We start from the raw sequence: 22,838 nt of genomic DNA, 5'->3' as shown, positions 1-22,838 counted from the left end.
TAAATACCATAGTTTATTTTTATTTTGATTTCTGAAAGTACATATGATCTGATTATAATTGGAGGAGGAATAGTTGGGCTAGCTACAGCAAGAGAATTCCTATTAAAACTCAAAGGCTTTAGAGTGCTTATCCTTGAAGCTGAAGATCAAATAGGGAAACATCAGACGAGTCATAATAGTGGCGTCTTACATTCCGGAATTTATTATCAGCCTAATTCTGTAAAATCAAAAAATTGTCTTAGAGGTTATTCCCTGATGCTTAATTACCTAGTGGAGCAGGCAATTCCTCACCAGATTTGTGGAAAAATCATTGTGGCAAAGAAGGAAAATGAACTTGAAATGCTTCAAAAATTATATGAGAATGGATTAAATGTAGGATTAGATAAAATCAGAATTTTAACGGATAAGGAGTCTTCGGAAATGCAACCAGGAATCAAAGCTGTGAAAAGTTTATGGGTGCCATATACAGGAATTGTAAGTTATCTTCAAGTTGCAGGCCACCTGGAAAAGGAAGTGATTTTAATGGGAGGCAAGGTCTTGCTTGGCCAAAAAGTAATTAATTTGGCTTTGAATTCAAATCAAGAATGGGTGGTTACAACTTCAAAAGATGTATTCAGGAGTAAGTATGTAATTAGTTGTGCAGGATTACAGGCCGATCGTATAATCCCCAATAAGTCTATCCTAAAAAAGTATAGAATAATTCCATTTAAAGGTGATTACTATGCATTAATGAATACATCCTATCAAAACATTAATCACCTATTGTATCCTGTTCCTGATCCTGTATTTCCATTTTTAGGGATACATTTTACTTGTCACATGGATGGAAGCAGGTCTTTAGGCCCTAATGCTGTGATTTCACTTAATCGGAGCGACTATAAAAACCACAGCATCAATATTGGCGATTTGAATTCAATAATTACCTTTCCGGGTTTTTGGAAATTTGTTAGACGATATTGGCGTACGGGATTGAAGGAAATGATGCTTTTTGCCAATCAAGAATCATTTGTTAAAGAGGGTTCTTCGTTCGGGATAACTGTCAGAAAATCTGACTTAAGTAAAATGGAATCAGGTATAAGAGCTTTGGTTATAGATAATCAAGGTTATATAAATGATGATTTTATTCTATTTCAGGATCATAATTGCTTGCATGTTTTGAACGCTCCCTCCCCAGCCGCAACCGCAAGTTTGGCTATTGCGGAGACTATTTTTCAAAAGCTAATTTCAGGTCTAAACACAGGATTTTAAGCTTTTTTGTAGCTTTACCTTAATTTTTAAAATAAGATAATATTATTTTTTATGGGGTCATTTCAAGTCACTTCAAAGAATTGTGTTTTAACTGTTGACGAGAATCAACTCAATCAATATCAAATCTCAGAAATCTCTCAAGATAACTATCACTTAATTTATAAGGATAAATCGCTTCAGGCCAAAATAATTTCAGTTGATCTTACAAATTGCAGAGTTGAACTTTTGATCGACGAAGTTAGATATGAATTGACAATAGATGACGAATTGAAAATGTTAATTGATTCAATAGGATTGAGACTTAGTGAAAAGAAAATTGATGACATATTGAAAGCTCCAATGCCAGGATTGGTAATTAATGTTTCTGTAACACCTAACCAGATTGTAAAAAAAGGGGATAATTTGATCACACTGGAAGCCATGAAAATGGAAAATGTTCTAAAGGCACACCATGATGGTGTCATCAAATCAGTAAATGTTTTGAAAGGCGAGAAGGTTGAAAAGGGACAAATATTGATTGAGTTTGAAAATTAACTAATGAATGACGGGTTTTAGAAAATATTCAAAAATTGAATGGTTGGAATCATTGCCCCTTGACAAAGGAATTCAACTAACTCATATTGTTGATCATCAAATAAAAGGGCCGTCCTTCGCACATCTCGATGACTTAAAGGAAGGTGAAAAATATAACCGATTCAGGAAATTGGATGGAGATTGGAAAATATCATGTTTAATAGAGATTTCTGAGCTTTCCAAGCAAAACCCACTAATACCTTTGAGTCTTGAACATGGAGTTGAACAGTTGAGATTGCATTTTAAAATTAAACCAGATCTTAAATCAATCATCATTCAACTTGAAAATGTCTTAATTGAGGCCATAGATATTTTTGTAAGCTGGAATGACATGTTTCCGGATGATTTGTTGGAAATAAATAGCAAAATATTTTCCTATTATGAATCCTCCACTTTAATTAATTTGGAACTAGAAATTGAAGAAAACTCCAGGTCATTTGAGAAATTATCTGAGCAGCATCTATCAATAAATGAAGCCATTTTATGGAATTACAATTTTGGCGTTTTTGAAATTGAAAGTTGGTTTAAGAAGTTAGAAGAATTTTATAGAATATTCAATCGTGTTAGCATATTTAAGCCATATAGGGTTGCGATCAAAGTGGAGTTTGGCAAGGACTTTTTAACTAACATTTCATCATTTCGGGCACTTAAAAGAGTTTTAGAAGGTTTAGAATTCATTGATCCTTTGTTTTACTTGAATTTTTATAATGTTGATACTGAAGAAGATTTAAACAATAATCTCATTCAATTGGCTATCGCAAGTTTATCAGCCAGTATTTCAGGAGCGGATTCGATTTGGGTATGTCCTGCTGATTCTTTTCAATCCAAACAAAATGAGTTTTGGTTAAAATTAGCACTTCATCAACAGCATATTCTTAAGCAGGAATCAAAAATGAATTTAGTAAAAGATCCATCATGTGGCTCTTATTACATTGAAGACTTAACCAACAAAATATTCAATTATTTAAATTCAGCCTTGATATAATTCAGAAATTAAATCCAATGATTAAAAAATTATTAGTTGCAAATAGAGGAGAAATTGCACTGCGTATTATGCGAACAGCTAAGTCAATGGGTATTGTCACTGTGGCAGTCTATAGTGAAGCTGATAAAGTTGCTCCTCATGTATTGTTTGCAGATGAAGCGATTTGTATTGGCCCAGCACCATCTAGAGACTCTTACCTAAGGATGGATAAAATTATTGAAGCAGCAATCCATTCTAAGTGTGATGCCATCCATCCTGGTTATGGATTTTTAAGTGAGAATTCTGATTTTGTAAAACTTGTTCATCAGCAGGGTTTAATTTTTATTGGTCCACCTGCATCCGCTATGGAGCAAATGGGTTCTAAAATTGCCGCCAAGCAGACTGCAACAAGAATCGGAGTACCTCTTGTGCCTGGAACAGACAGGGCAATAGTTTCCTTGGATGAAGCTAAAAAAATTGCTTTAAAAATTGGGTTTCCACTTTTAATTAAAGCCAGTGCCGGAGGGGGAGGGAAGGGAATGCGTTTGGTTAAACATGAGGAAGAATTAGGAGAGCAAATGCGTCAGGCTTCAAGTGAAGCTTTGGCATCTTTCGGAGATGGCGCTGTGTTTATTGAAAAATATGTGGTTAAGCCAAGGCATATTGAAATTCAAATCTTTTGTGACAAATTCGGAAATGGATTATATTTATTTGAAAGAGAATGTAGCATTCAGCGTCGCCATCAAAAGATAGTAGAGGAAGCTCCTTCATCATGCTTAACCTCCGAAATACGAAAAAAAATGGGTGAAGATGCCATAAAATTGGCTTTGGCTTGTGGTTATGTTGGAGCAGGAACTGTTGAATTTTTAGTTGACGACTCTTTAAATTATTATTTTTTAGAAATGAATACTCGGCTTCAGGTAGAGCATACTGTTACCGAAATGATTACTGGACTTGATTTAGTAGAGATGCAAATAAGAGTTGCTGAAGGACATCCATTAGCTATTTCGCAACAGGATTTATTAATCAATGGTCATTCGATTGAAGTTAGGGTTTGTGCGGAGGATCCAAAAAATCACTTTTTCCCAAGCATTGGCACTTTGGAGGAATATGAGCCTCCCCGTGGGGTGCATATACGCGTGGATGATAGTTATACAAAAGGGATGGAAATTCCAATTCATTATGATCCAATGATCGGCAAGTTAATAGTCCATGGTAAAGATCGTGAGGATGCCATTAAAAAAATGTTAGATGCCATCTCTAAATTTAGAATAAAAGGAGTAGAAACTACCTTGCCGTTTTGTGAATTTGTTTTGAACCACTCAGATTTTCGTAAAGGAAATTTTGATACAGGATTTGTGGAGGTGTATTATGAAGACTACCTAAACTTTAAGTTTGCTTCAATTGAAGAAGAAGCTGCCTGTCTTTTTGGACTATACGGTTTCCTTAAAGAAAGAACCATCGTGCATGGATTTAAAAATAATGGTGTTAATTGGGTTCAAAACAGAAAATAATGATACCAAGTATTGTGAACTATCAATTTTTCCTTTATGTCTGACATCAAATGGGTTAGTCCCGAGGGTATTAATATTAAAGAGGAATATTTTCACTCGGAAAGAGTAAAGGATTTAGAAGGATTTGTGTCAGGACTTCCTCCTTTTCTACGAGGTCCTTATGGTTCAATGTTTGTATCGCAACCATGGACCATAAGGCAATATGCAGGATTTTCCAATGCTTATGACAGTAATGCGTTTTATTTAAAAAATCTTGCTCAAGGACAGAAGGGATTGTCAGTAGCTTTTGATCTTGCCACCCATCGAGGATATGATTCAGATCATCCACGTGTAGAAGGTGATGTCGGAAAGGCGGGTGTTGCCATTGACACTGTGGAAGATATGAAAATTCTTTTTAATCAAATTCCACTGAATGAAATTTCCGTCTCAATGACCATGAATGGAGCAGTGATTCCCATTCTTGCATTTTATATTGTTGCAGCAGAAGAACAGGGTGTGATTCCGTCACAACTTTCTGGAACTATTCAGAATGATATTCTCAAGGAGTTTATGGTTAGGAATACATACATCTATCCACCAGAGCCTTCCATGCAATTGATCTCAGATATTTTTGCATTTTGTTCAGAACACATGCCTAAATTCAACTGCATAAGTGTGAGTGGTTATCATATGCATGAGGCAGGTGCTCCAGCTGATTTAGAATTAGCATATACACTATCTGATGGGGTAGAATATCTAAGGGCAGGAATTAATGCAGGACTCAATATTGACAATTTTGCACCTAGAATTTCTTTTTTTTGGGGAATAGGTATGAATTTTTTTATGGAAGTTGCAAAAATGCGTGCAGCACGTGTTTTATGGGCTGATTTAGTTCAAAAATTCAATCCTAAGAATTCAAAATCTTTGGCATTGAGAACACATTGCCAAACTTCAGGATGGAGTTTAACTGAGCAAGAACCGTACAATAATATTACGCGTACGGCAATTGAAGCGATGGCTGCTGTCATGGGTGGTACACAATCCCTCCATACGAATGCCTTGGACGAAGCTATAGCTCTTCCAACTGATTTTTCAGCAAAAATTGCCCGGGACACTCAATTGTTTATCATGAATGAATCCGGTATTACTAAAACTGTTGATCCATTTGGAGGTTCCTATTATTTGGAAGAATTAACTTCTGAGTTAATTGAAAAAACTAAGAAGCATATTGAGGAAATTGAATCCCATGGAGGAATGGTTAAAGCCATTGAAATGGGTTATCCTAAATTGGGAATTGAAGAAGCTGCGACAAGAAAACAAGCAAGAATAGATTCAGGTTTAGATAAGATCATTGGCGTTAACGTATTTCGATCTGAATCTTCATTAAACTTCGATTTGCTGGAAGTTGATAACTTGGCTGTACGTAAAGAGCAAATTGATCGATTGGAATTAATAAAGTCAACCAGAAATCAAACTAAGGTAGACTATTGGCTTGGCAGATTAACTAATGCGGCAAAGGATAAATCTGAGAATCTTTTACAACTGGCAATTGAAGCGGCCAGGGAACGGGCTACTTTAGGTGAAATTAGTTTTGCATTGGAATTAGTTTATGGAAGATACCAAGCAAATCATAAATTTGTATCAGGTGTGTATAATAAAACAACAGGCAATTCTGAAGCAATAAAGAGAGTCAAAATGCTTTCAGATATGTTTTCCAAATTGGATGGAAGGCGTCCGCGCATTCTAATTGCAAAGTTAGGTCAAGATGGTCATGATCGGGGTGCTCATATTGTTGCTACAGGTTTTGCCGATTTTGGCTTTGATGTTGATATTGCACCTTTGTTTCAGACTCCGGAAGAAGCAGCTTTTCAAGCTTTTGACAATGATGTTCACGTGCTTGGAATTTCTTCACTTGCTGCTGGACATAAAACCCTTGTCCCAAAGGCTATTCAGAAATTAAAAGAATTAGGCAGGGAAGATATTCTTGTAGTAGTAGGCGGTGTTATTCCAGAAAAAGATTATGACTTTCTTTATGAACAGGGAGTTGCTGCAGTTTTTGGTCCAGGGACAGCATTGCCTGAGTCCGCAAAAGTAGTTCTTGAAAAAATGTTTACTCGATTTTATCCCCAACATTCTATAGAAGTTAATTAATTAGAATTTTAAAACATTCAGAGCCAGTGTTCCTACTCAGTTGAACATAATAGATAGCGGGAGGTAAGTTAGAAGTGTCTAGTAAATCTAGTTTAAGAGAATTATCTGCAGGATCAATTTTTCCGCTCTTATAAATTTCTCCACTCATACTAATTATTTTATAAGCAATTGCTTCCTTAATTATCTGATTAGTCAAAAAATAAATTTTGTTTGTATGCCAATCATGAAAAACAAAATACTTTTGATCGGATGGTTTATAAATGCTTATGATGTTAAAAAATTCATGTTGTCTATCGTAATCTGTCTGTTTTAATCGATAGTAGTTTATCCCTTCAAAAGGATTTTTGTCTAAGTGTTTGTAAGATATAGCAGAGGAAGAATTCTTGCTTCCCTTAATAATGGCAATTTCTTCGAAATTTCTTCCATCTTTTGACCTTTCCACAGTAAAAAAGGCATTGTTCCTTTCTGAAGCGGTTTCCCATCTAAGTTCAATATTATTATTAATATACTCCCCTTCAAAACTTAAAAGATTAATGGGTGCAGGCGGGATAGGGTAGGTATAGTTTAAACATTCAATGTCAAGATTCTGAATGGCAATGCAACAAGTTGGATTCATATTAGCAGTACCATTACCACTAATATGACCGATGCCAAGAGAATGAGTAAGTTCATGCGTAATCATTCTTTTATACTGTGTGGCGGTAAGACAGGCGCCTGTTGAATCGTTTACGATGACATAGCCATAGGCTCCACTCCACCAGGATGTACCATCAAAACTATGCATGCCTGAACCATATAATCCACCGACTGCAAGTATACCCGAACAGTTGGTTAAATCAGTAATTTCATCACACGGGTCATTGTAAATTACCAGTGCATTTCTACTTGAACCATAAGTATTTAAAATGTAACTAATAAAATTACCACCGGCGGCAGAACCTGTTGTGCAATCAGGAATATATCCATGGGTATTTCCATTGGCCAAATTGATTCCTGTATAGTTGGAGTTAAGATCAACCAAGGCGTTTTCTACTTGAGTATTGGCTCCACCAAAGTAGTTGTCACCAACGGAATCATATCTAACAGGCAAGGCAGTGCCTTTAAATCCGGTCCATCTAAATCTAATGCCATTTGCAACCAGAAATGTGCAATGTGCAGGTGCTGCTCTCTCTTTAATTCTGAAGTCTTCTATTTTTAAATTGGTTGAAATCATGGATTCATCCCAAATGTATTTATTATTTAAATAGCCATTCAGCAATCTGATTAATGCATCTTTAGGGTATACCTTGAGTGGAGTGTAGTCGTTTTTTTCGGCTATCTGAAATTCGTTGGAGGCCTCTATTGGGACTAAGTAGGAACTACCCTTCTTGAATTGGGTTTCAAATACTCCCCAAGCCATCATTTGTAATCTCCAACCTCTAGGGCCATTATCCAAAAAAACAAAATATTCCTGCCCAACAACAAATTCAGGTTCCCCCAAGACTAAAAAGTCCATTTCTTCTGTATGATATCCAAGTGAATTAAGAGTAATTTCTCGCTCCTTATTAAAAGAACCTTTGAGACATTGAGAAATTTTGAGCGTGTATTGATCGAAACTCTTACCTCTGTCTTGTATATGTCCGCTGGCTGTACAAGTAACAAGTACTACGGCATCTGCATTGTTTGCTAGAATTCCTAAATTGTCCGGGGGAATTATTGTTGTTGCAGAAAGAATAGAAACATTGAGATAAAAGAATAGAATACTTAAGAAAATCTTAATCATATACCCGATATTAGAGAAAACCACCCTAATTGTTAAAGAATTTTAATCTTCTAAAACTAGGACAATTTGACTCCGCAAAAGCCGAGCCAATTTCATATATGGGAAATATTTTATTTGTAAACTAAACTTTTTCAATGATTAAGGCAGATCCACCGCCTCCTCCGTTGCAAATTGTTGCCAAACCGTACTGGCCGTTATTTTGATGTAAAATTTGACTTAGAGCCGACACGATACGAGCCCCTGATGCGCCAAGGGGGTGACCTAATGAAATTGCGCCACCATTGACATTAAGTTTGTTTTGATCCACTCCAATTTCTTGGGCAAAAACTAAAGGAACTACTGAAAAGGCCTCATTCACTTCCCAAAAATCTATTTGTTGAGGCTTCAATCCAGCTCGCTTGAGTGCCAATGGAGCAACAACTGTGGGGGTTGAAGCAAATAGTCTTGGGGCTTGTTCAGCATCCGCATATGCAACTATTCTTGCTATGGGGGTTAAATTTAATTCTTTCACTTTTTCTCCACTCATGAGCACTAAAGCAGCAGCGCCATCATTCATTGTGGAGGCGTTCGCAGCCGTAACGGTTCCATTTGGAGTAAAAACAGGCTTTAAACCAGGTATTTTACTAAAATCTACTTTCCGAAACTCTTCGTCTTCATTCATTATGATAGGATCACCTTTTTTCTGAGGGATTACTACCGGTACGATTTCAGCTTTAAGGCGACCTTCTTTGGTAGCTTCAGCCGATCTTTGATATGATTGGATGGCATATGCATCCTGAGCTTCCCTGGATATTCCAAATTGCAATGCAGTTTCATCTCCACAAACACCCATTGCAATATTGTCATAAACATCAACCAAACCATCCTTTTGTAATCCATCCACAAGTTCCCCGGCACCATATTTTAGTCCCCACCTAGCTTGTGGAAGATAATATGGGATATTGCTCATGCTTTCCATCCCACCGGCAACTACGATGTCAGCTTGTCCAAGTTGAATGCATTGACTGGCTATCATGATAGATTTCATCCCGGAGGCACATACTTTATTGATGGTAGTGCAATTTGTATGATTGGAGAGCCCACCCCATAATGCTGCTTGTCTGGCTGGAGCCTGTCCTAAATTTGAAGAAACTACGTTGCCAAAATAAACATCTTCAACAAGCGATGGATCAATTCCAGCTTTGCTAATTGCCTCCTTGATTGCAAAAGCACCCAATTTTGTAGCACTAAACCCAGCTAAAGCCCCCCCAAATGATCCAATTGGTGTTCTTGCAATGGAAACAATAAAAACCTCTTTCATAATGTAACGCTTTATAAATGTGTTGATTAACGCACACCGCTCTTTAAATGATCAATGTGCCTAATTAATTAATGTCTGACACCTTGAAAAGTTTTGCAAAGGAATAAAAAATCCTTAAAATTCAAGGATTAACTCATCATTTATTAAAATTAAATGTCTAAATTTTGGATATGGCTCTTTTGGAATGGCATAGATCCCAAAAAATACTTTATTTCCGGATTTTTTAAAGCCGACTAAGTCTTCAAAGGTTACTAGCCAAATTTGGAAGTCATAGGTTTTAAATTGGTCATGATACTTCCGTATTGCATCAAAGCTCAAATTCTCTATTCTGAAACCTCGTAACTGATCTTTAGTGAAGTACTTTAATCCTGAAATTAAAAATTTGACATGAATATCTTTGGATCAATAATGTTTTTGCTAATTGATTCAACTTGCCTTACAGAATCTAGATTAACTAAATGAATAGAAATGTCATCTGAAAAGTAAATGAGAAATTCAACTTCCTAAAATTGTCCATTTCTAATTCGTGATTCTTTTATTCTTTTTACCAGTAACACTTTGAGGCATAGAAAATCACTTAACTATTACGATCTAAATATAATACCGGTCGAAGCTAAACATTTAGGGCCCCAAATCTATACTCTCTTGGTTTTACCAGGCACTAGATCCACATTTAATTTACATCCATAAGATTCATTTCTTTGATCTAAAACAAAATACCCTTCCTAATGTAAGGCTAATCTTATCAAGTTTAATGCTGGCATTTCTCATTGGGTAACGAAAGTTCCATCTGACTTCACAATCATCCATTCTCTGTCAAATATTTAATCCTTCTAGGAAAAGACATAATGGCGACTGTAATCAAAGGCAATAAAAGATTTAACTGGAAAAACTGTTGTTTTCTTAAGCTTAACCAATCAGGGTAAAATTTGATTTTTATCTATCCTATATGGCAAAATGTTATTAATTTAAACAATAGTCAGAATTAGTTTTTGTAGTCTTGGATGATATCTAATTAAAAATTAAATGACAAAACCAGGGTATTAAATCGGTCTCTATATTTCAGTTCTTTAGAAATGTATAAACCAGATGTTTTACTTTAGATTATTTAGTAATAATTGCATACCATATTGAAATTACAAGCGACAATTACCAAACATTGTGTTAAACTTGAAAGTGGAGTAATTAAAAATTGAAATATAATCTACCTATTATTCAGTTTTGTGGATACTTTTAAATTGAATTTAAACAAATCCAAGCTTTTTTACCAACTTTGCTTACCAATAGAATCCTGTATGTCATTAAACTTGAACGAGAAAAAATCAGAAATACTTAGCAAAGCATTTGGCTTCATGGCTACCGCAAAAAGTTTGACAGATATTTATGAAAGCAATTTTAAGTTTGTGTCAAAGTATGTTCATGCCACCTCAAGAGGACATGAAGCGATCCAAATTGCGTTGGGTATGCAATTGCAATCTCAAGACTTTCTTTCAGCATATTACCGTGATGATAGCCTTTTGCTGGCCATTGGAATGCGACCTTATGAACTTATGCTTCAATTGATGGCAAAAAGGGCAGATCCTTTTTCAGGTGGCAGGACGTATTATGCCCACCCAAGTTTGAAGGATCCGGATAAGCCGAAAATTCCCCACCAATCATCGGCAACAGGAATGCAAGCAATTCCGACTACTGGAATTGCTCTTGGTATGCAATACAGAGAAATAATCGGTATGCAAGATAAAATCGGGGACATGCCGCTTGTTGTTTGCTCATTAGGAGATGCCTGCATAACAGAAGGGGAGGTTTCCGAAGCTTTTCATATGGCAGCTTTAAAACAACTACCGATCCTTTACTTGGTTCAGGACAATGATTGGGACATTTCTGCGCACAGCAGAGAAATCCGAATGGGAAATGCGTTTGATTATGCCAAAGGGTTTCCTGGTCTTGAAGCAATCAGTATTGATGGAACGGATTTTGAACTCTGTTATAATACAATAGAAAGTGTATTTCAGGTAATTAGGAATGAAAGAAGACCTTTTCTTATACATGCCAGGGTGCCATTGTTAAACCATCATACTTCTGGAGTTAGAAAAGAATGGTACAGGGATGATTTAGATATCCAATCCCTTCGAGACCCATACCCAAAGTTCAAAGATTATTTGGTAAATAATGGATTTCTAACCTCCGACCTTGAAGAAATTGAATCTACATCTTACCAAATTGCGCTAGACGATTTCAATTTAGCGAAATCTGCTGAGGATCCCCATCCCTCTGATCTTTATTTGCATGATTTCGCTCCTACAACAATAGTAAAAGAACAAGGAAATCGAACTCCAGCTGATGGCTCAGAAAAAGTGATGGTTGATTGTGCACTTTTTGCCATTGATGAACTCATGCGAAAACACCAGGAATGTTTGCTTTATGGGCAAGATGTAGGCAGGAGATTAGGGGGTGTGTTTAGAGAAGCGGCAACCCTGGCTGAAAAGTTTGGAGATCATAGAGTGTTTAATACCCCTATTCAAGAAGCCTTTATAGTTGGCAGCACAGTTGGGATGTCCGCCATTGGATTAAAGCCAATTGTGGAGGTTCAATTTGCAGATTATATCTGGCCGGGACTTAATCAGTTATTTACGGAGGTTGCAAGATCTTGTTTTTTAACAAATGGAAAGTACCCTGTAAGTATGATTTTAAGAGTGCCAATTGGAGCATATGGAAGTGGAGGGCCTTATCATTCTTCCAGCGTTGAATCGGTGGTATGCAATATTAAGGGGATCAAAGTGGTCTACCCATCCAATGGTGCAGATTTAAAAGGATTGATCAAAGGAGCATATTATGATCCTAATCCAGTTATTATTTTTGAACATAAGGGATTGTATTGGTCAAAGGTGCCAGGAACAGAAGCTGCAAGGTGCATCATGCCGGATGAAGATTATATACTGCCTTTAGGTAAAGCTAATTTAGTAATTGAAGCTGAAATGGCATTGCAAAGTAAAGAATCTGCGGTTTGTATTATAACATATGGAATGGGTGTTCATTGGTCTATTAATGCAGCAAAAAATTTTCCTGGAAAAGTCACGATTGTTGATTTAAGAACATTGGTCCCATTGGATGAAGAAATGATTTATCAGCAAGTAAAATTACATCATCGTTGTTTGGTAGTAACGGAGGAAACTTTGGAAAATAGTTTTGCACAAAGTTTAGCTGGCAGAATAGCTGATAATTGTTTCGAGTTTCTTGACGCACCGGTTAAAATGATTGGTGCAAAAAATTTACCGGCAATTCCATTGAATTCTATATTGGAAATGGAAATGCTCCCGAATGCCGAAATAGTGGCTAAGAGTTTGGAATATTTATTGAACTATTAAAATATTGAATGGAAGACTATTTTGAAATTATAAAAAATTCCTACATCGGTTATTGGAATTACCTAAAGAATGAAATGTGCATGCATTCATCTGGGCAACCATGGTACAAAAATTATTTTTATGCCTTGATTTTATTATCCTTACTTACATGGGTCATTGAAATTTTATTTCCCTGGAGGAAAAATCAAAATATTTTTAGGAAGGACTTTTTTTTGGATGCCTTTTACATGTTTTTTAATTTTTTCCTCTTTTCATTGATTGCATATAATGCATTGTCAAATGTTTTTGTTGAATTATTCAATAACGGACTTGCAATTTTTGGGATCACAAATCTTGTAGCCTTAGAATTAAGTCAGCTGCCATGGTGGAGTCAATTTTTAATTCAGTTTATTTTGGCTGATTTCATCCAATGGAATGTACACAGAATGCTTCATCGTTTTCCAGTTTTGTGGGAATTTCATAAAGTTCACCACAGTGTTGAGCAAATGGGTTTTGCGGCACATCTGAGATTTCATTTTATGGAAACTATAATCTACAAATCGATACAATATTTACCTTTAGCCATGTTGGGTTTTGGAATTAAGGATTTTTTTATTGTACACATGATTGCTTTACTGATTGGACATATCAATCATGCAAATCTTAAAATCAGTTATGGGCCACTCAAATACATTCTAAATAATCCCGTAATGCACATCTGGCATCATGCAAAAATATTGCCAGCTGGAACCTATGGGGTTAATTATGGAATAAGTCTAAGTATTTGGGACTACTTATTTAAAACCGCCTACATTCCATCTGATGGGAGAGATATTGCCTTGGGATTTGAAGATTCTGAAAATTATCCTTCTGGATTTATTTCCCAAATTGTCAAGCCATTTAAACAGGGCGACCATGTTTAAAAATTTCAATCCACTTGCTTTCGCTATTTTTTTATGCCTTACTTTAGGTCTGACACCTTATTTTCCCGAACCCCATGTTTATGGTAAAATAAAATGGATTTTGGGTGGTGCTCATGGAATGAAATACCTAGATTGGTTTGATTTTCTAATGCATGCATCACCTTGGGGATATTTAATCTTTATAGTGCTAAAGCTTGCCTTGAAAAAAAAATAGCATAAGACCATAACGGGTCTTATTTCCAAAATATATTAAATATTTAATTCTGGCATTGATTCGATCCATTGGAGAAAGCTTTCATTTTTATATAATATTAAGAATAAATTAATATATAATCATCAGATTATTATTGTAAATTATTTGTTATTCTAGACTTTTAACATCTTTAGCTGACGCTTTAAGCTTAATTTTGCGTAATTAATAGTGAATATGACTCAGATACGTAACATTGCAATCATTGCACACGTTGACCATGGCAAGACTACCTTGGTTGATAAAATTCTTCACCAGACAAAACTTTTTAGGGAAAATCAGGAAACTGGTGAACTAATTTTAGATAATAATGAGTTGGAGCGAGAAAGAGGAATAACCATATTGGCTAAAAATGTTTCTGTAAGATACAAAGATGTAAAAATCAACATCATAGATACACCAGGTCACGCTGATTTTGGCGGTGAGGTGGAGCGTGTGCTCAATATGGCAGATGGGGTATTGTTATTAGTAGATGCCTTTGAAGGCGCTATGCCTCAGACAAGATTTGTCTTGCAAAAGGCTTTGGCCATGGGTAAAAAGCCTATTGTGGTGATTAATAAAGTCGATAAGCCTAATTGTAGGCCAGATGAGGTTCATGATCAGGTATTTGAGCTATTTTTTAATTTGGATGCAACAGAAGAACAACTTGATTTTCCAACAGTCTATGGATCATCCAAACAAGGATGGATGGGACCAGATTATAAAACTCCTACATCTGACATTACTTACCTGTTAGATATGATTATCGAGCATATTCCTACTCCAAAGATTGATGTAGGAAGCCTTCAAGTAATGATTTCTTCCTTGGATTACTCTTCATTCATAGGAAGAATTGCCATCGGTCGTGTTAAAAGAGGAGCTGTTAAAGTCAATCAACCTGTTTCATTAGTAAAGCGCGACGGATCCATTCTTAAATCCAGAGTTAAGGAGTTATTTACTTTCGAAGGTTTGGGTAAAATTAAAGTTGAAGAGGTTGTTGCAGGTGATATTTGTGGGGTTTTTGGCATTGAGAATTTTGAAATTGGAGATACGATAGCTGAGTTTGAAAACCCGGAAGGAATGGTTCCAATTCAAGTGGATGAACCTACGATGTGTATGTTATTCACGATCAACAATTCACCTTTCTTTGGTAAGGAGGGCAAATTTGTAACCTCCAGGCACATCAGAGAGAGATTGGAGAAGGAATTGGAGAAAAATTTGGCCATGAAAATGGAAGATACAAATTCTCCGGATGCTTTTCTTGTATACGGTAGAGGAATCCTGCATCTTTCAATACTTATAGAGACCATGAGAAGAGAAGGATATGAATTACAAGTAGGTCAACCACGGGTAATTGTAAAAGAAATTGATGGGGTGAGATGTGAGCCAATTGAGCTGTTAACAATAGATGTGCCTGAAGCTTTCAGCGGAAAGGTTATTGAGTTAATCAGCCAGCGTAAAGGAGAAATGACCGTAATGGAACAGAAGGGTGATTTGACCCATATTGAATTTAATATTCCTTCCAGAGGGTTAATCGGTTTAAGAAATATGTTACTAACTGCCTCTGCAGGTGAAGCTATTATTGCTCATAGATTTAAAGATTTTGAACCTTGGAAAGGACCGATTCCTTCAAGAGTTATGGGTGTTTTCGTTTCTAAAGAAATGGGGGCATGCACTGCTTATTCTATTGGTAATTTACAGGATCGTGGCTCCTTTTTTATAGATCCAGGTGACCAGATTTATGTAGGTCAAGTAATTGGTGAGCATATTCGACCAGGAGATTTGGTAGTCAATGTAATCACAGGAAAGAAACTCACAAACATGAGAGCCTCAGGTAGTGATGGAACTACTCAAATTACTCCCAAAAGAAATTTCTCATTAGAAGAAGCTTTGGAATATATACAGGAGGACGAATATTTGGAGGCAACTCCAAAATCTCTCAGACTAAGAAAAGTTATCTTGGATGAGAATGAAAGAAAGAAAGCATCCAGACAAGTTGAAATGGCTGAATAGTTCACAAATAAACCTTGATCCAAGGTTTATTTAGTTGCAACAAAAAATAGGTCCAGACTTTCGTTATTTTGGACACCAACATAGAAGTCGTCCACTTTTATGGAAGAGCTTAATTCAGTGAATCCTTTTGCAATCATTTTGCGATTCATTCTATTGAAAAAATCATAGGGGATCTGTAACAATTTTCTGGGAAGTTTATATTGAAGATTAAAGATGTCGAATTTGGTTATCTTTTTGACAGAAGCTTTGTTGGTCTCAATATACTCTTGAACTTTTTGATTTCCAAAGGTTCCCAACTTTTCAACAGAATTGAAACCCTGATTCAACAATAGAAGTTCTAGTTCGGAGCCAAGATATTCCCTTACATGCCAAGGATTCCGACTTAATGATTGAATACGGTTAGGAGTGGTCAAAATCGCTTTTCCTCCCTTTTTTAGAACCCTTTGAATTTCACTTACGAATAAAGCATCCTTTTCCAAATGTTCGATCACCTGAAAAGAAATTACAAAATCAAAGGAATTATCTTCAAATCCAACAAATGGAGGAATTTCCATTTGGATAAATTGGACATTTGGATAAATTGAAAAATCAATTTTGTTGGAATACTTATCTACAGTTATAAATTCTTTGCAATGTGAAGCCATTAACTCTATTCCCAGGCCGCTTCCGGTTCCAATCTCAAGTACTCTGCCAGATATTCTTTTTACAGCTTCATGATAGGCAAATAAACATCGTTGATATACATAATTGTCAGTTCTGTCTTGATTCGATACGCGTTCTGCTGTTCCGATCATTTTATATTTTTTTGAAAACATATAATATTGAACTTGTCCTTTTGAGGTTAAACAAGCTCACAATCTGTGATTTAAGTCCATTTAACAAACCTGCGAATACAAAAAAGCGGTTTCCTTTATAGCTTTCACTTAATAATGAAACATAATAGGCATCAAAGGGCAACCTGTGCAAGGAAACTAATTTAAAACCGACGCCTTCTACTAGATTTGTAACAGTTGAAGCATCAAAATGCCATAAATGCCTAGGAACGTCATAACCTGCCCAAAATTGACGATAATATTCTGCATCATATGATTTGTAATTTGGAACGGCAACAAAGAGATAAGATTCATCCTTAAGAATTTTATGAATTGCTTTTAGGTATTTATGAGGATCGTATAGATGCTCTAATACATGCCACATTGTCGCCAGTTCAAATTTTTCTTGAACCAAATCATCAAACAAATATTCAGGGGATACAACATCCAAACCAAAATTATCAATACAAAATCTTCTTGCTTCTGGACTTCGTTCAACTCCTTTGGTCGTATATCCATTACTGTGCATTTGATTTAGAAAATATCCTGTTCCACAACCTATGTCTATTAATTTTCTTGAAGTGCTGACACCCGCTATTATTTTCCTTTTCTTCCTCAACATGTAAACTCTTACGATATGATATAGGTAATTGATTACACCTTTGGTCGAATTGGAGTGAGAAATGTATCGCTCACTTTTATAATAAGCACCTGAGTTTAACTCATCCGGGGGGTTCTGTGTAAATAATTGACCACAATCATCACAACTTGCAAGTTGAAACAATTCTTGTGAGATTTTATGATCTTTAAGTTCTATTCCTTTGGTAATCAAATCTGAACCACAAATTGGACATTTATTTAAATTCAAATTTGACATATCCGATATGGTTATTCTATTAATAACAAATTAAGCACAAATATATATAAATATGTAATATATATTGAATCCGAATCAATTCAATCATATTAAATAAATCAGCCTATTTGGCCAAACTGATAATTTTCATTTCTACACGTTGGTTTTTTTGCCTTCCTGATAAGGTTTCATTAGAAGCAATAGGTACACGTTTTCCATAACCTCTATGGGATATTTGATCAAATGGAATCCCTTTTTCATAAAGGTAATTTGCTACATTTTTTGCTCTTTGTGCAGAAAGCTTATCACAATATTCATGTGGTGGAATCCCATTGGTATGTCCGCCGATTTCAATTACAATGTCTTTGTTTTTAGAAAGGAATTCAAAGATTTCATCAATGACTGGGTAAGACTCACTTGAAATTATAGAAGAATCAGCTGTGAAATAGAGTTCATTAATCCTTAAGGTTTGGCCTACAGCTAATTTTTCTCTTTCTAATTCCGGAATTGCCCTTGGTGCTTCTATGTAAAGGTTTGCGGATTGGAAACATTGATTTTGGTCATAAATTTTTACAATGTGTTTTCCTGCAGATAAATTTGTAACAGATGCGCCGGTTCGACCATTATCCCATATAATTCTATATGGAGCAGAGCCTCCTGAAACCTTTATATTCGCTTTGCCATCCTTTCTGTTTATTTCGGACACCCTTTGTTTTGATAAAATTTCAACTGATATAGATTCAGGTTCCTTGATCTGTACAGCTGTCACAAATTCCTCGCCTTCAGCATCTGTTACGGTGACAGAATACTGCCCGGCTCCTACTGAATCAGCTTTACTCCCTGAAAGTTCTGGTACGTTCCATTGGTAGCTGTAAGGTGTTTTCCCCCCTCGTGTTATAACGGTTATGGAGGCAGTTTTTGCTCCGGGGCATTTAATTTCTCCCTTGGAAAAGGCAACTACCGACAATTCTTCAACTTCTCCTTCAATAATATCAATCCTAAATAAGCCTCTGTCTGCAGTTCCCACCCATAAATCATCATTTTTATCACAAGCTAACGACAGAGTTTGAGCGGATACAAATCCATAATCTTTATCAATTTGAAGACTTTTATCAGTGTAGGGATCGAATTTAACAAGAATTTCAGAAGCTACATAAATTTGACCTTTACTATCAGCGACGATAGCTCTAACGGGCCCTGAACTTAAACCTCTTTTTACAGCAGCATCCTGCCACCGGTCTCGTCCTTCTTCTTTGTATATTAACCACATTTTCTTTTCTGCCAAGAGCCAAATTCCTTCTTTTGTAGCTACGGCTCCGGTTATTTTATGCTCTTTTTCATAAGCATCCCAATCATTTTTTTCAATAATAACAACCCCATTATCGGTGCCTACCCATAGTTTCCCTTCTGGATCAGCAAAGAGCATGTTTATTTGATTTGATTTAAGTTTGGAGTTACTGGTTTTATGATGTTGCAATACTTTACCCTGATCATCAGAAACTCTGAATAGACCTTGGTCAGTGCCTACCCAAATATCCCCTTTGTAGTAAGTCATGCAGCTTATTTTTGCATTTGTGGCACCCAGTGTGATGGTTTGGTTGTGATCCTCAGTGTTCAATTGCTGTGATCGATTGCCATACCAAACCATTTCCTTCTTATCCTCGGTTAATCCTGTAATGGAGTCTGCACTGATTAATTCAGGATCTGAATCCATGCTGATGAGTCGGTATAACCCTTTGTCTGTGCCAAGCCATTTATAATTCTGTTTATCAATTAGGATCGCACGTACCGCTTCACCTGGATCAAGTTTGGAGTAATTTTCTACGACTGCATTTGTTTCGGTATTTTGGGAGGAAAGGATGGCTAATGTAGAAAAATAACAGCCTATGAAAAATATCCTAGTTCGAAGCATTGAATTTAGTTTTAGGCAAATAACGATAATTGGAACAAATTAGTTTTACGGTTTGGGTAATTGAAAAAAAAAGGCCCTGGAATTACGCCAAGGCCTTTTCATAAAGCAAAGATATCTTAAAGGTTTGGAATCACTAATTCCTGACCTGGATGTATTAAATCTGGATCTTTTAAAATATTTGTATTCGCCTCAAAAATAGCCTTGTATTTCATAGGATCTTTGAAGTATTTTTTGGCAATCAAACTCAAACTTTCTCCTTTTGCAACAGTATGCTTGGTATAATATGAGGTATCACTGACTTTGATGTCAGCGACTAAATCACCGGGATTTTCGCCACCGATAGACTTTATTTTATCCCAAATTTGATCTTTTTGGTATTGGGTAGCAGCAACTCCTCCCATTTTTAACACGCCATTTTCCTCTTGAACAAATCCGTCCTTAATTCCTAATTCTGTACCAAGATCCAAAACTGACTTATACTTATCTTGTAAACTCATAAAACAAATTTAATTGTGAAATAATGCTACTACAACATATATCAAGAAAAAATAGTTCCTTAAAATTCAATATTTAGTAAATTGATACAAAAACCTAGACTTAGCAACTTAATCGTAATCGTTTTTTGCTAAATCTTCAATTAGGCTAATCCAAATTGGTTATATTACATTTTTTTGATTAGAATCGTTTGTGGAAAATTAGATCTTGGGTACAAATTTATCTTGTTTCACCAAAGATTTCATGCTCCAACTTTAAATCGTGATTATAAATATCTTCTCTAAAATTAAGGTTTCCATTGATGTCAACCCAAGATGTAAAATAACAGATTAGCACTGGGATTGGCTTTGGAAGTACGACCCATGTTTCTTTAGATGAGGCATAAAGCTTTTTTATCTCATTGGAAGTATAATTTCGATTGTAACTTAATAAGTATTCTGCGAGTTTAAAGGGCTCTTCTAATCTTATACATCCATGACTAAATCCTCTTCTTTGCTCTTTGAACAGCGACTTCGCAGGGGTATCATGAAGGTAAATATTGAAATTGTTGGGGAATATAAATTTGATTTTTCCCAATGCATTTTTCGAACCGGGTTTTTGGCGAATAGTAAATGGAGTCCTATCCTTGTACCTGCTCCAATTAATTCGATTTGCATTTATTATTTTATCTCCTTGCAATACCTCCATTTCATTTCGGCTGATGTAATTCAGATCTTTTTTGAGAGATGGAAGAATTTCATTTTTTATAATGCTTGTAGGTACAACCCAATAGGGATTAAATACGATGTATTGCATATTTCCGGCAAAAATGTTTGTGGCATGAATGTTTTTGCCAACTACAACATTCATTTCCCATTGGTATTTGGAAGAGTCAAAGACGAATAATTTGTAGTCTGGGATATTGACCAAGATGAGACGATCGGGAATAGTGTCAGATAGCCATCTCAAACGCTCCATGTTAACAATTATTTTTTTTAATATTTGGTCGGGAGGAATCTTTAACAATGCCATAGTAAAACTGTCCAGCTGACCTGATGTATTTATTCCATGCCTTCTTTGATAATTTTGAATGGAAGTTTGAAATAAGGGACAGTCATATTTGTTAAAAGAATAATCTCCTAATAATTTTAAATATTTAACAATTGTTTCGGGGATGGAGTCTACAGTCAGATTATAAAATTGCAGTGTTTGGATTTCCTTGTTAAGTTCTTCAAGTTGTAAAAAAACTGAATTTAAATAAATTAGTTTTGCTTTGAGGTCCTGATAAAATGGATTTATTGGTTCGTATTTTGAAAAATCCTTGTCTTTTTTAACAATGCTCTCTAACAATTGGCCATAGTTTTTCTTCTTTCTGGGTATGTACCATTCAAGATCCTTTGGGCTTTTATTTATTCCAAAATATACTTTATGTGCATATTCGAAAAATGATTTGGTAAGAAAAAATTCGACATGATTAATCTCGTCGGGATGTTTGAAAAAGTAATTAGAATCAAGGCTTAATTTTTCATAAACTTGATCTAATAAATCCAACTTTATGGTACTGTCACCAAATTGAAGTTTGAACAAATCTACCAGGCTTCTAAAATTAAAAGCAGCTTCTGAAATTCCATTTTCAGTAAACCAGGCAAGCTGGTTATTTCTCCTATCATAAAATGATATAATTTCTTTACAAATATTCGAATCTAGAAAGGCACTGTCTAATTGTTCAGCAAATTTTACTTGATCAAGTGTTAAATTTGTAAAATTGGTCCGAGAGTAAATGGTGGTGTCTTGAATAAGCAGACTGACACTCCCTTTTTGTTGGCCACAGGAAGTGCTGAAGAGAAACTGGCTACCTAGCAATACTAATATTAAATAGAGAAAAGCTTGTTTAGAGATCATTCCCGACAAGCATTTTTTTGTCAGCCTTGGATAGGTGACTATCCAATCCTATAATGAGACAGGCATTAGGATTTTGGATTCTGTTGACCATGAATATAAAGCAAACTGCCATTTCTGATGGTAGGTAAAATTGAGTTTAAAATTGCCTCAGGTAATGCTGGACAACCAAAACTCCTTCCCAATTTACCATTTCTTTCAATAAAATCTTTACTTACATAATCAGCAGCATGAATTATAATTTCTCTATTCCTGGCTTGATCATTAACACCTTTTTCTAATCCTTCCAGTAATAAAGCGTCCCCATGCTTGGGGCTAATAATTTTTTGTCCAACAATATAAAACCCTAAACTGGATTGCAAAGAATTTGGCTTATTTGAAAATGAATTTGCCATTATAAGCCCTGAATTTTTTCCATGGGCAACTAAGCTTGTAGTTACTAATTTTGCCTTTTCCAAATCAATTACAAAAAAACGCTCTTTGAAAGAGGGTAGGGTGAAGTCACAAATTGAAATAATTTTCTTTTTAGGATGGAATTTTTGGATACCGGCAACTGCTTTTGAAAACACATCAAAACTTAACATCCCACTTAATTCGCACTTTTGGTACAGATTTACTAAATTGTCTTCATCTGTAATATGGCATACTTTGGTATGAGGAGTTATTGAGTGATTGGTTAAAACAAAGAAAATTAATAGGGAAGATATTAAGAAAAATAATCTTAGCATAATTTCTCATTTATTATTAAATCAAAATAATGTATCAAAAGGTTCCCTTAGTTAAAAAAAAAGTGGAGGTTATCGGAGTCGAACCGACGACCTCTTGCATGCCATGCAAGCGCTCTAGCCAGCTGAGCTAAACCCCCAAGACTAATTTTATAGTGAA

Annotated in this window: 17 protein-coding genes and 1 tRNA gene; 9 read left to right on the top strand and 9 right to left on the bottom strand. The window is 35.6% G+C overall.

Annotated features, from left to right (window positions below; all coding sequences use genetic code 11):
• Positions 1-24: 24 nt before the first annotated feature.
• The 5 genes from lhgO to scpA are packed head-to-tail and all read left to right on the top strand — an operon-like array spanning position 25 to position 6,429.
• Positions 25-1,248, top strand: coding sequence for an L-2-hydroxyglutarate oxidase (lhgO, locus tag IPJ53_11820; protein MBK7799791.1), 1,224 nt, complete (start codon positions 25-27; stop codon positions 1,246-1,248).
• A 51-nt stretch (positions 1,249-1,299) separates the two neighbouring features.
• Positions 1,300-1,782 carry a biotin/lipoyl-binding protein gene (locus IPJ53_11815; GenBank protein ID MBK7799790.1) on the top strand — a complete coding sequence of 161 codons (483 nt, stop codon included), beginning with the start codon at positions 1,300-1,302 and terminating at the stop codon, positions 1,780-1,782.
• Between the two features lie 7 nt (positions 1,783-1,789).
• Complete coding sequence (locus tag IPJ53_11810; protein MBK7799789.1) at positions 1,790-2,806, top strand: hypothetical protein; 1,017 nt, start codon at positions 1,790-1,792, stop codon at positions 2,804-2,806.
• 17 nt (positions 2,807-2,823) lie between these two features.
• Positions 2,824-4,299 carry an acetyl-CoA carboxylase biotin carboxylase subunit gene (locus IPJ53_11805; GenBank protein MBK7799788.1) on the top strand — a complete coding sequence of 492 codons (1,476 nt, stop codon included), beginning with the start codon at positions 2,824-2,826 and terminating at the stop codon, positions 4,297-4,299.
• A 36-nt stretch (positions 4,300-4,335) separates the two neighbouring features.
• Complete coding sequence (gene scpA / locus IPJ53_11800; protein ID MBK7799787.1) at positions 4,336-6,429, top strand: methylmalonyl-CoA mutase; 2,094 nt, start codon at positions 4,336-4,338, stop codon at positions 6,427-6,429.
• Here the strand turns inward: scpA and IPJ53_11795 are convergent.
• Both IPJ53_11795 and IPJ53_11790 read right to left on the bottom strand, forming a co-directional pair.
• Entirely contained in the window at positions 6,422-8,191 is a 1,770-nt protein-coding gene (locus tag IPJ53_11795; protein MBK7799786.1) for a T9SS type A sorting domain-containing protein, read from the bottom strand. The genes scpA and IPJ53_11795 overlap by 8 nt on opposite strands.
• Before the next feature lie 121 nt (positions 8,192-8,312).
• The gene (locus tag IPJ53_11790) at positions 8,313-9,491 is read right to left on the bottom strand and encodes an acetyl-CoA C-acyltransferase (protein MBK7799785.1); all 1,179 of its coding nucleotides are present in this window, start codon (positions 9,489-9,491) and stop codon (positions 8,313-8,315) included.
• 1,295 nt (positions 9,492-10,786) lie between these two features.
• Here IPJ53_11790 and IPJ53_11785 point away from each other — a divergent pair.
• The 4 genes from IPJ53_11785 (at position 10,787) to typA (ending at position 16,000) form a co-directional block, all read left to right on the top strand.
• Complete coding sequence (locus tag IPJ53_11785; protein MBK7799784.1) at positions 10,787-12,856, top strand: tungsten formylmethanofuran dehydrogenase; 2,070 nt, start codon at positions 10,787-10,789, stop codon at positions 12,854-12,856.
• A gap of 8 nt (positions 12,857-12,864) precedes the next feature.
• Entirely contained in the window at positions 12,865-13,758 is an 894-nt protein-coding gene (locus IPJ53_11780; protein MBK7799783.1) for a sterol desaturase family protein, read from the top strand.
• Positions 13,751-13,972 (top strand): hypothetical protein, encoded by a 222-nt coding sequence (locus IPJ53_11775; GenBank protein MBK7799782.1) that lies wholly within the window; start codon positions 13,751-13,753, stop codon positions 13,970-13,972. The genes IPJ53_11780 and IPJ53_11775 overlap by 8 nt, the downstream gene beginning before the upstream one ends.
• Before the next feature lie 213 nt (positions 13,973-14,185).
• Positions 14,186-16,000 carry a translational GTPase TypA gene (typA, locus tag IPJ53_11770; protein MBK7799781.1) on the top strand — a complete coding sequence of 605 codons (1,815 nt, stop codon included), beginning with the start codon at positions 14,186-14,188 and terminating at the stop codon, positions 15,998-16,000.
• 26 nt (positions 16,001-16,026) lie between these two features.
• Here the strand turns inward: typA and IPJ53_11765 are convergent, their stop codons facing one another.
• The 7 genes from IPJ53_11765 to IPJ53_11735 all read right to left on the bottom strand — a co-directional run bounded on the left by IPJ53_11765 (position 16,027) and on the right by IPJ53_11735 (position 22,818).
• Positions 16,027-16,794, bottom strand: a complete 768-nt coding sequence (locus tag IPJ53_11765) for a class I SAM-dependent methyltransferase (GenBank protein MBK7799780.1) — start codon at positions 16,792-16,794, stop codon at positions 16,027-16,029.
• A gap of 1 nt (position 16,795) precedes the next feature.
• On the bottom strand, positions 16,796-17,689 hold the full coding sequence (locus tag IPJ53_11760) for a class I SAM-dependent methyltransferase (GenBank protein MBK7799779.1): 894 nt from the start codon (positions 17,687-17,689) through the stop codon (positions 16,796-16,798).
• A gap of 103 nt (positions 17,690-17,792) precedes the next feature.
• Positions 17,793-19,580: an OmpA family protein gene (locus IPJ53_11755; GenBank protein ID MBK7799778.1), complete on the bottom strand. Its 1,788-nt coding sequence runs from the start codon at positions 19,578-19,580 to the stop codon at positions 17,793-17,795.
• Between the two features lie 116 nt (positions 19,581-19,696).
• Positions 19,697-20,077 (bottom strand): LysM peptidoglycan-binding domain-containing protein, encoded by a 381-nt coding sequence (locus tag IPJ53_11750; protein ID MBK7799777.1) that lies wholly within the window; start codon positions 20,075-20,077, stop codon positions 19,697-19,699.
• 217 nt (positions 20,078-20,294) lie between these two features.
• On the bottom strand, positions 20,295-21,956 hold the full coding sequence (locus tag IPJ53_11745; protein ID MBK7799776.1) for a L,D-transpeptidase family protein: 1,662 nt from the start codon (positions 21,954-21,956) through the stop codon (positions 20,295-20,297).
• Between the two features lie 65 nt (positions 21,957-22,021).
• Positions 22,022-22,681 carry a murein L,D-transpeptidase catalytic domain family protein gene (locus IPJ53_11740; protein MBK7799775.1) on the bottom strand — a complete coding sequence of 220 codons (660 nt, stop codon included), beginning with the start codon at positions 22,679-22,681 and terminating at the stop codon, positions 22,022-22,024.
• Positions 22,682-22,744: 63 nt separating this feature from the next.
• A tRNA-Ala gene (locus IPJ53_11735) sits at positions 22,745-22,818 on the bottom strand.
• Positions 22,819-22,838: the final 20 nt, after the last annotated feature.

Origin of the sequence: Candidatus Vicinibacter affinis, from assembly GCA_016714365.1 — a bacterium.
In the GTDB taxonomy this organism is placed as follows: Bacteria; Bacteroidota; Bacteroidia; order Chitinophagales; family Saprospiraceae; genus Vicinibacter; species Vicinibacter affinis.
Note: the sequence above shows the minus strand (reverse complement) of the source record. Positions and strands in the feature narration are given on the sequence as shown.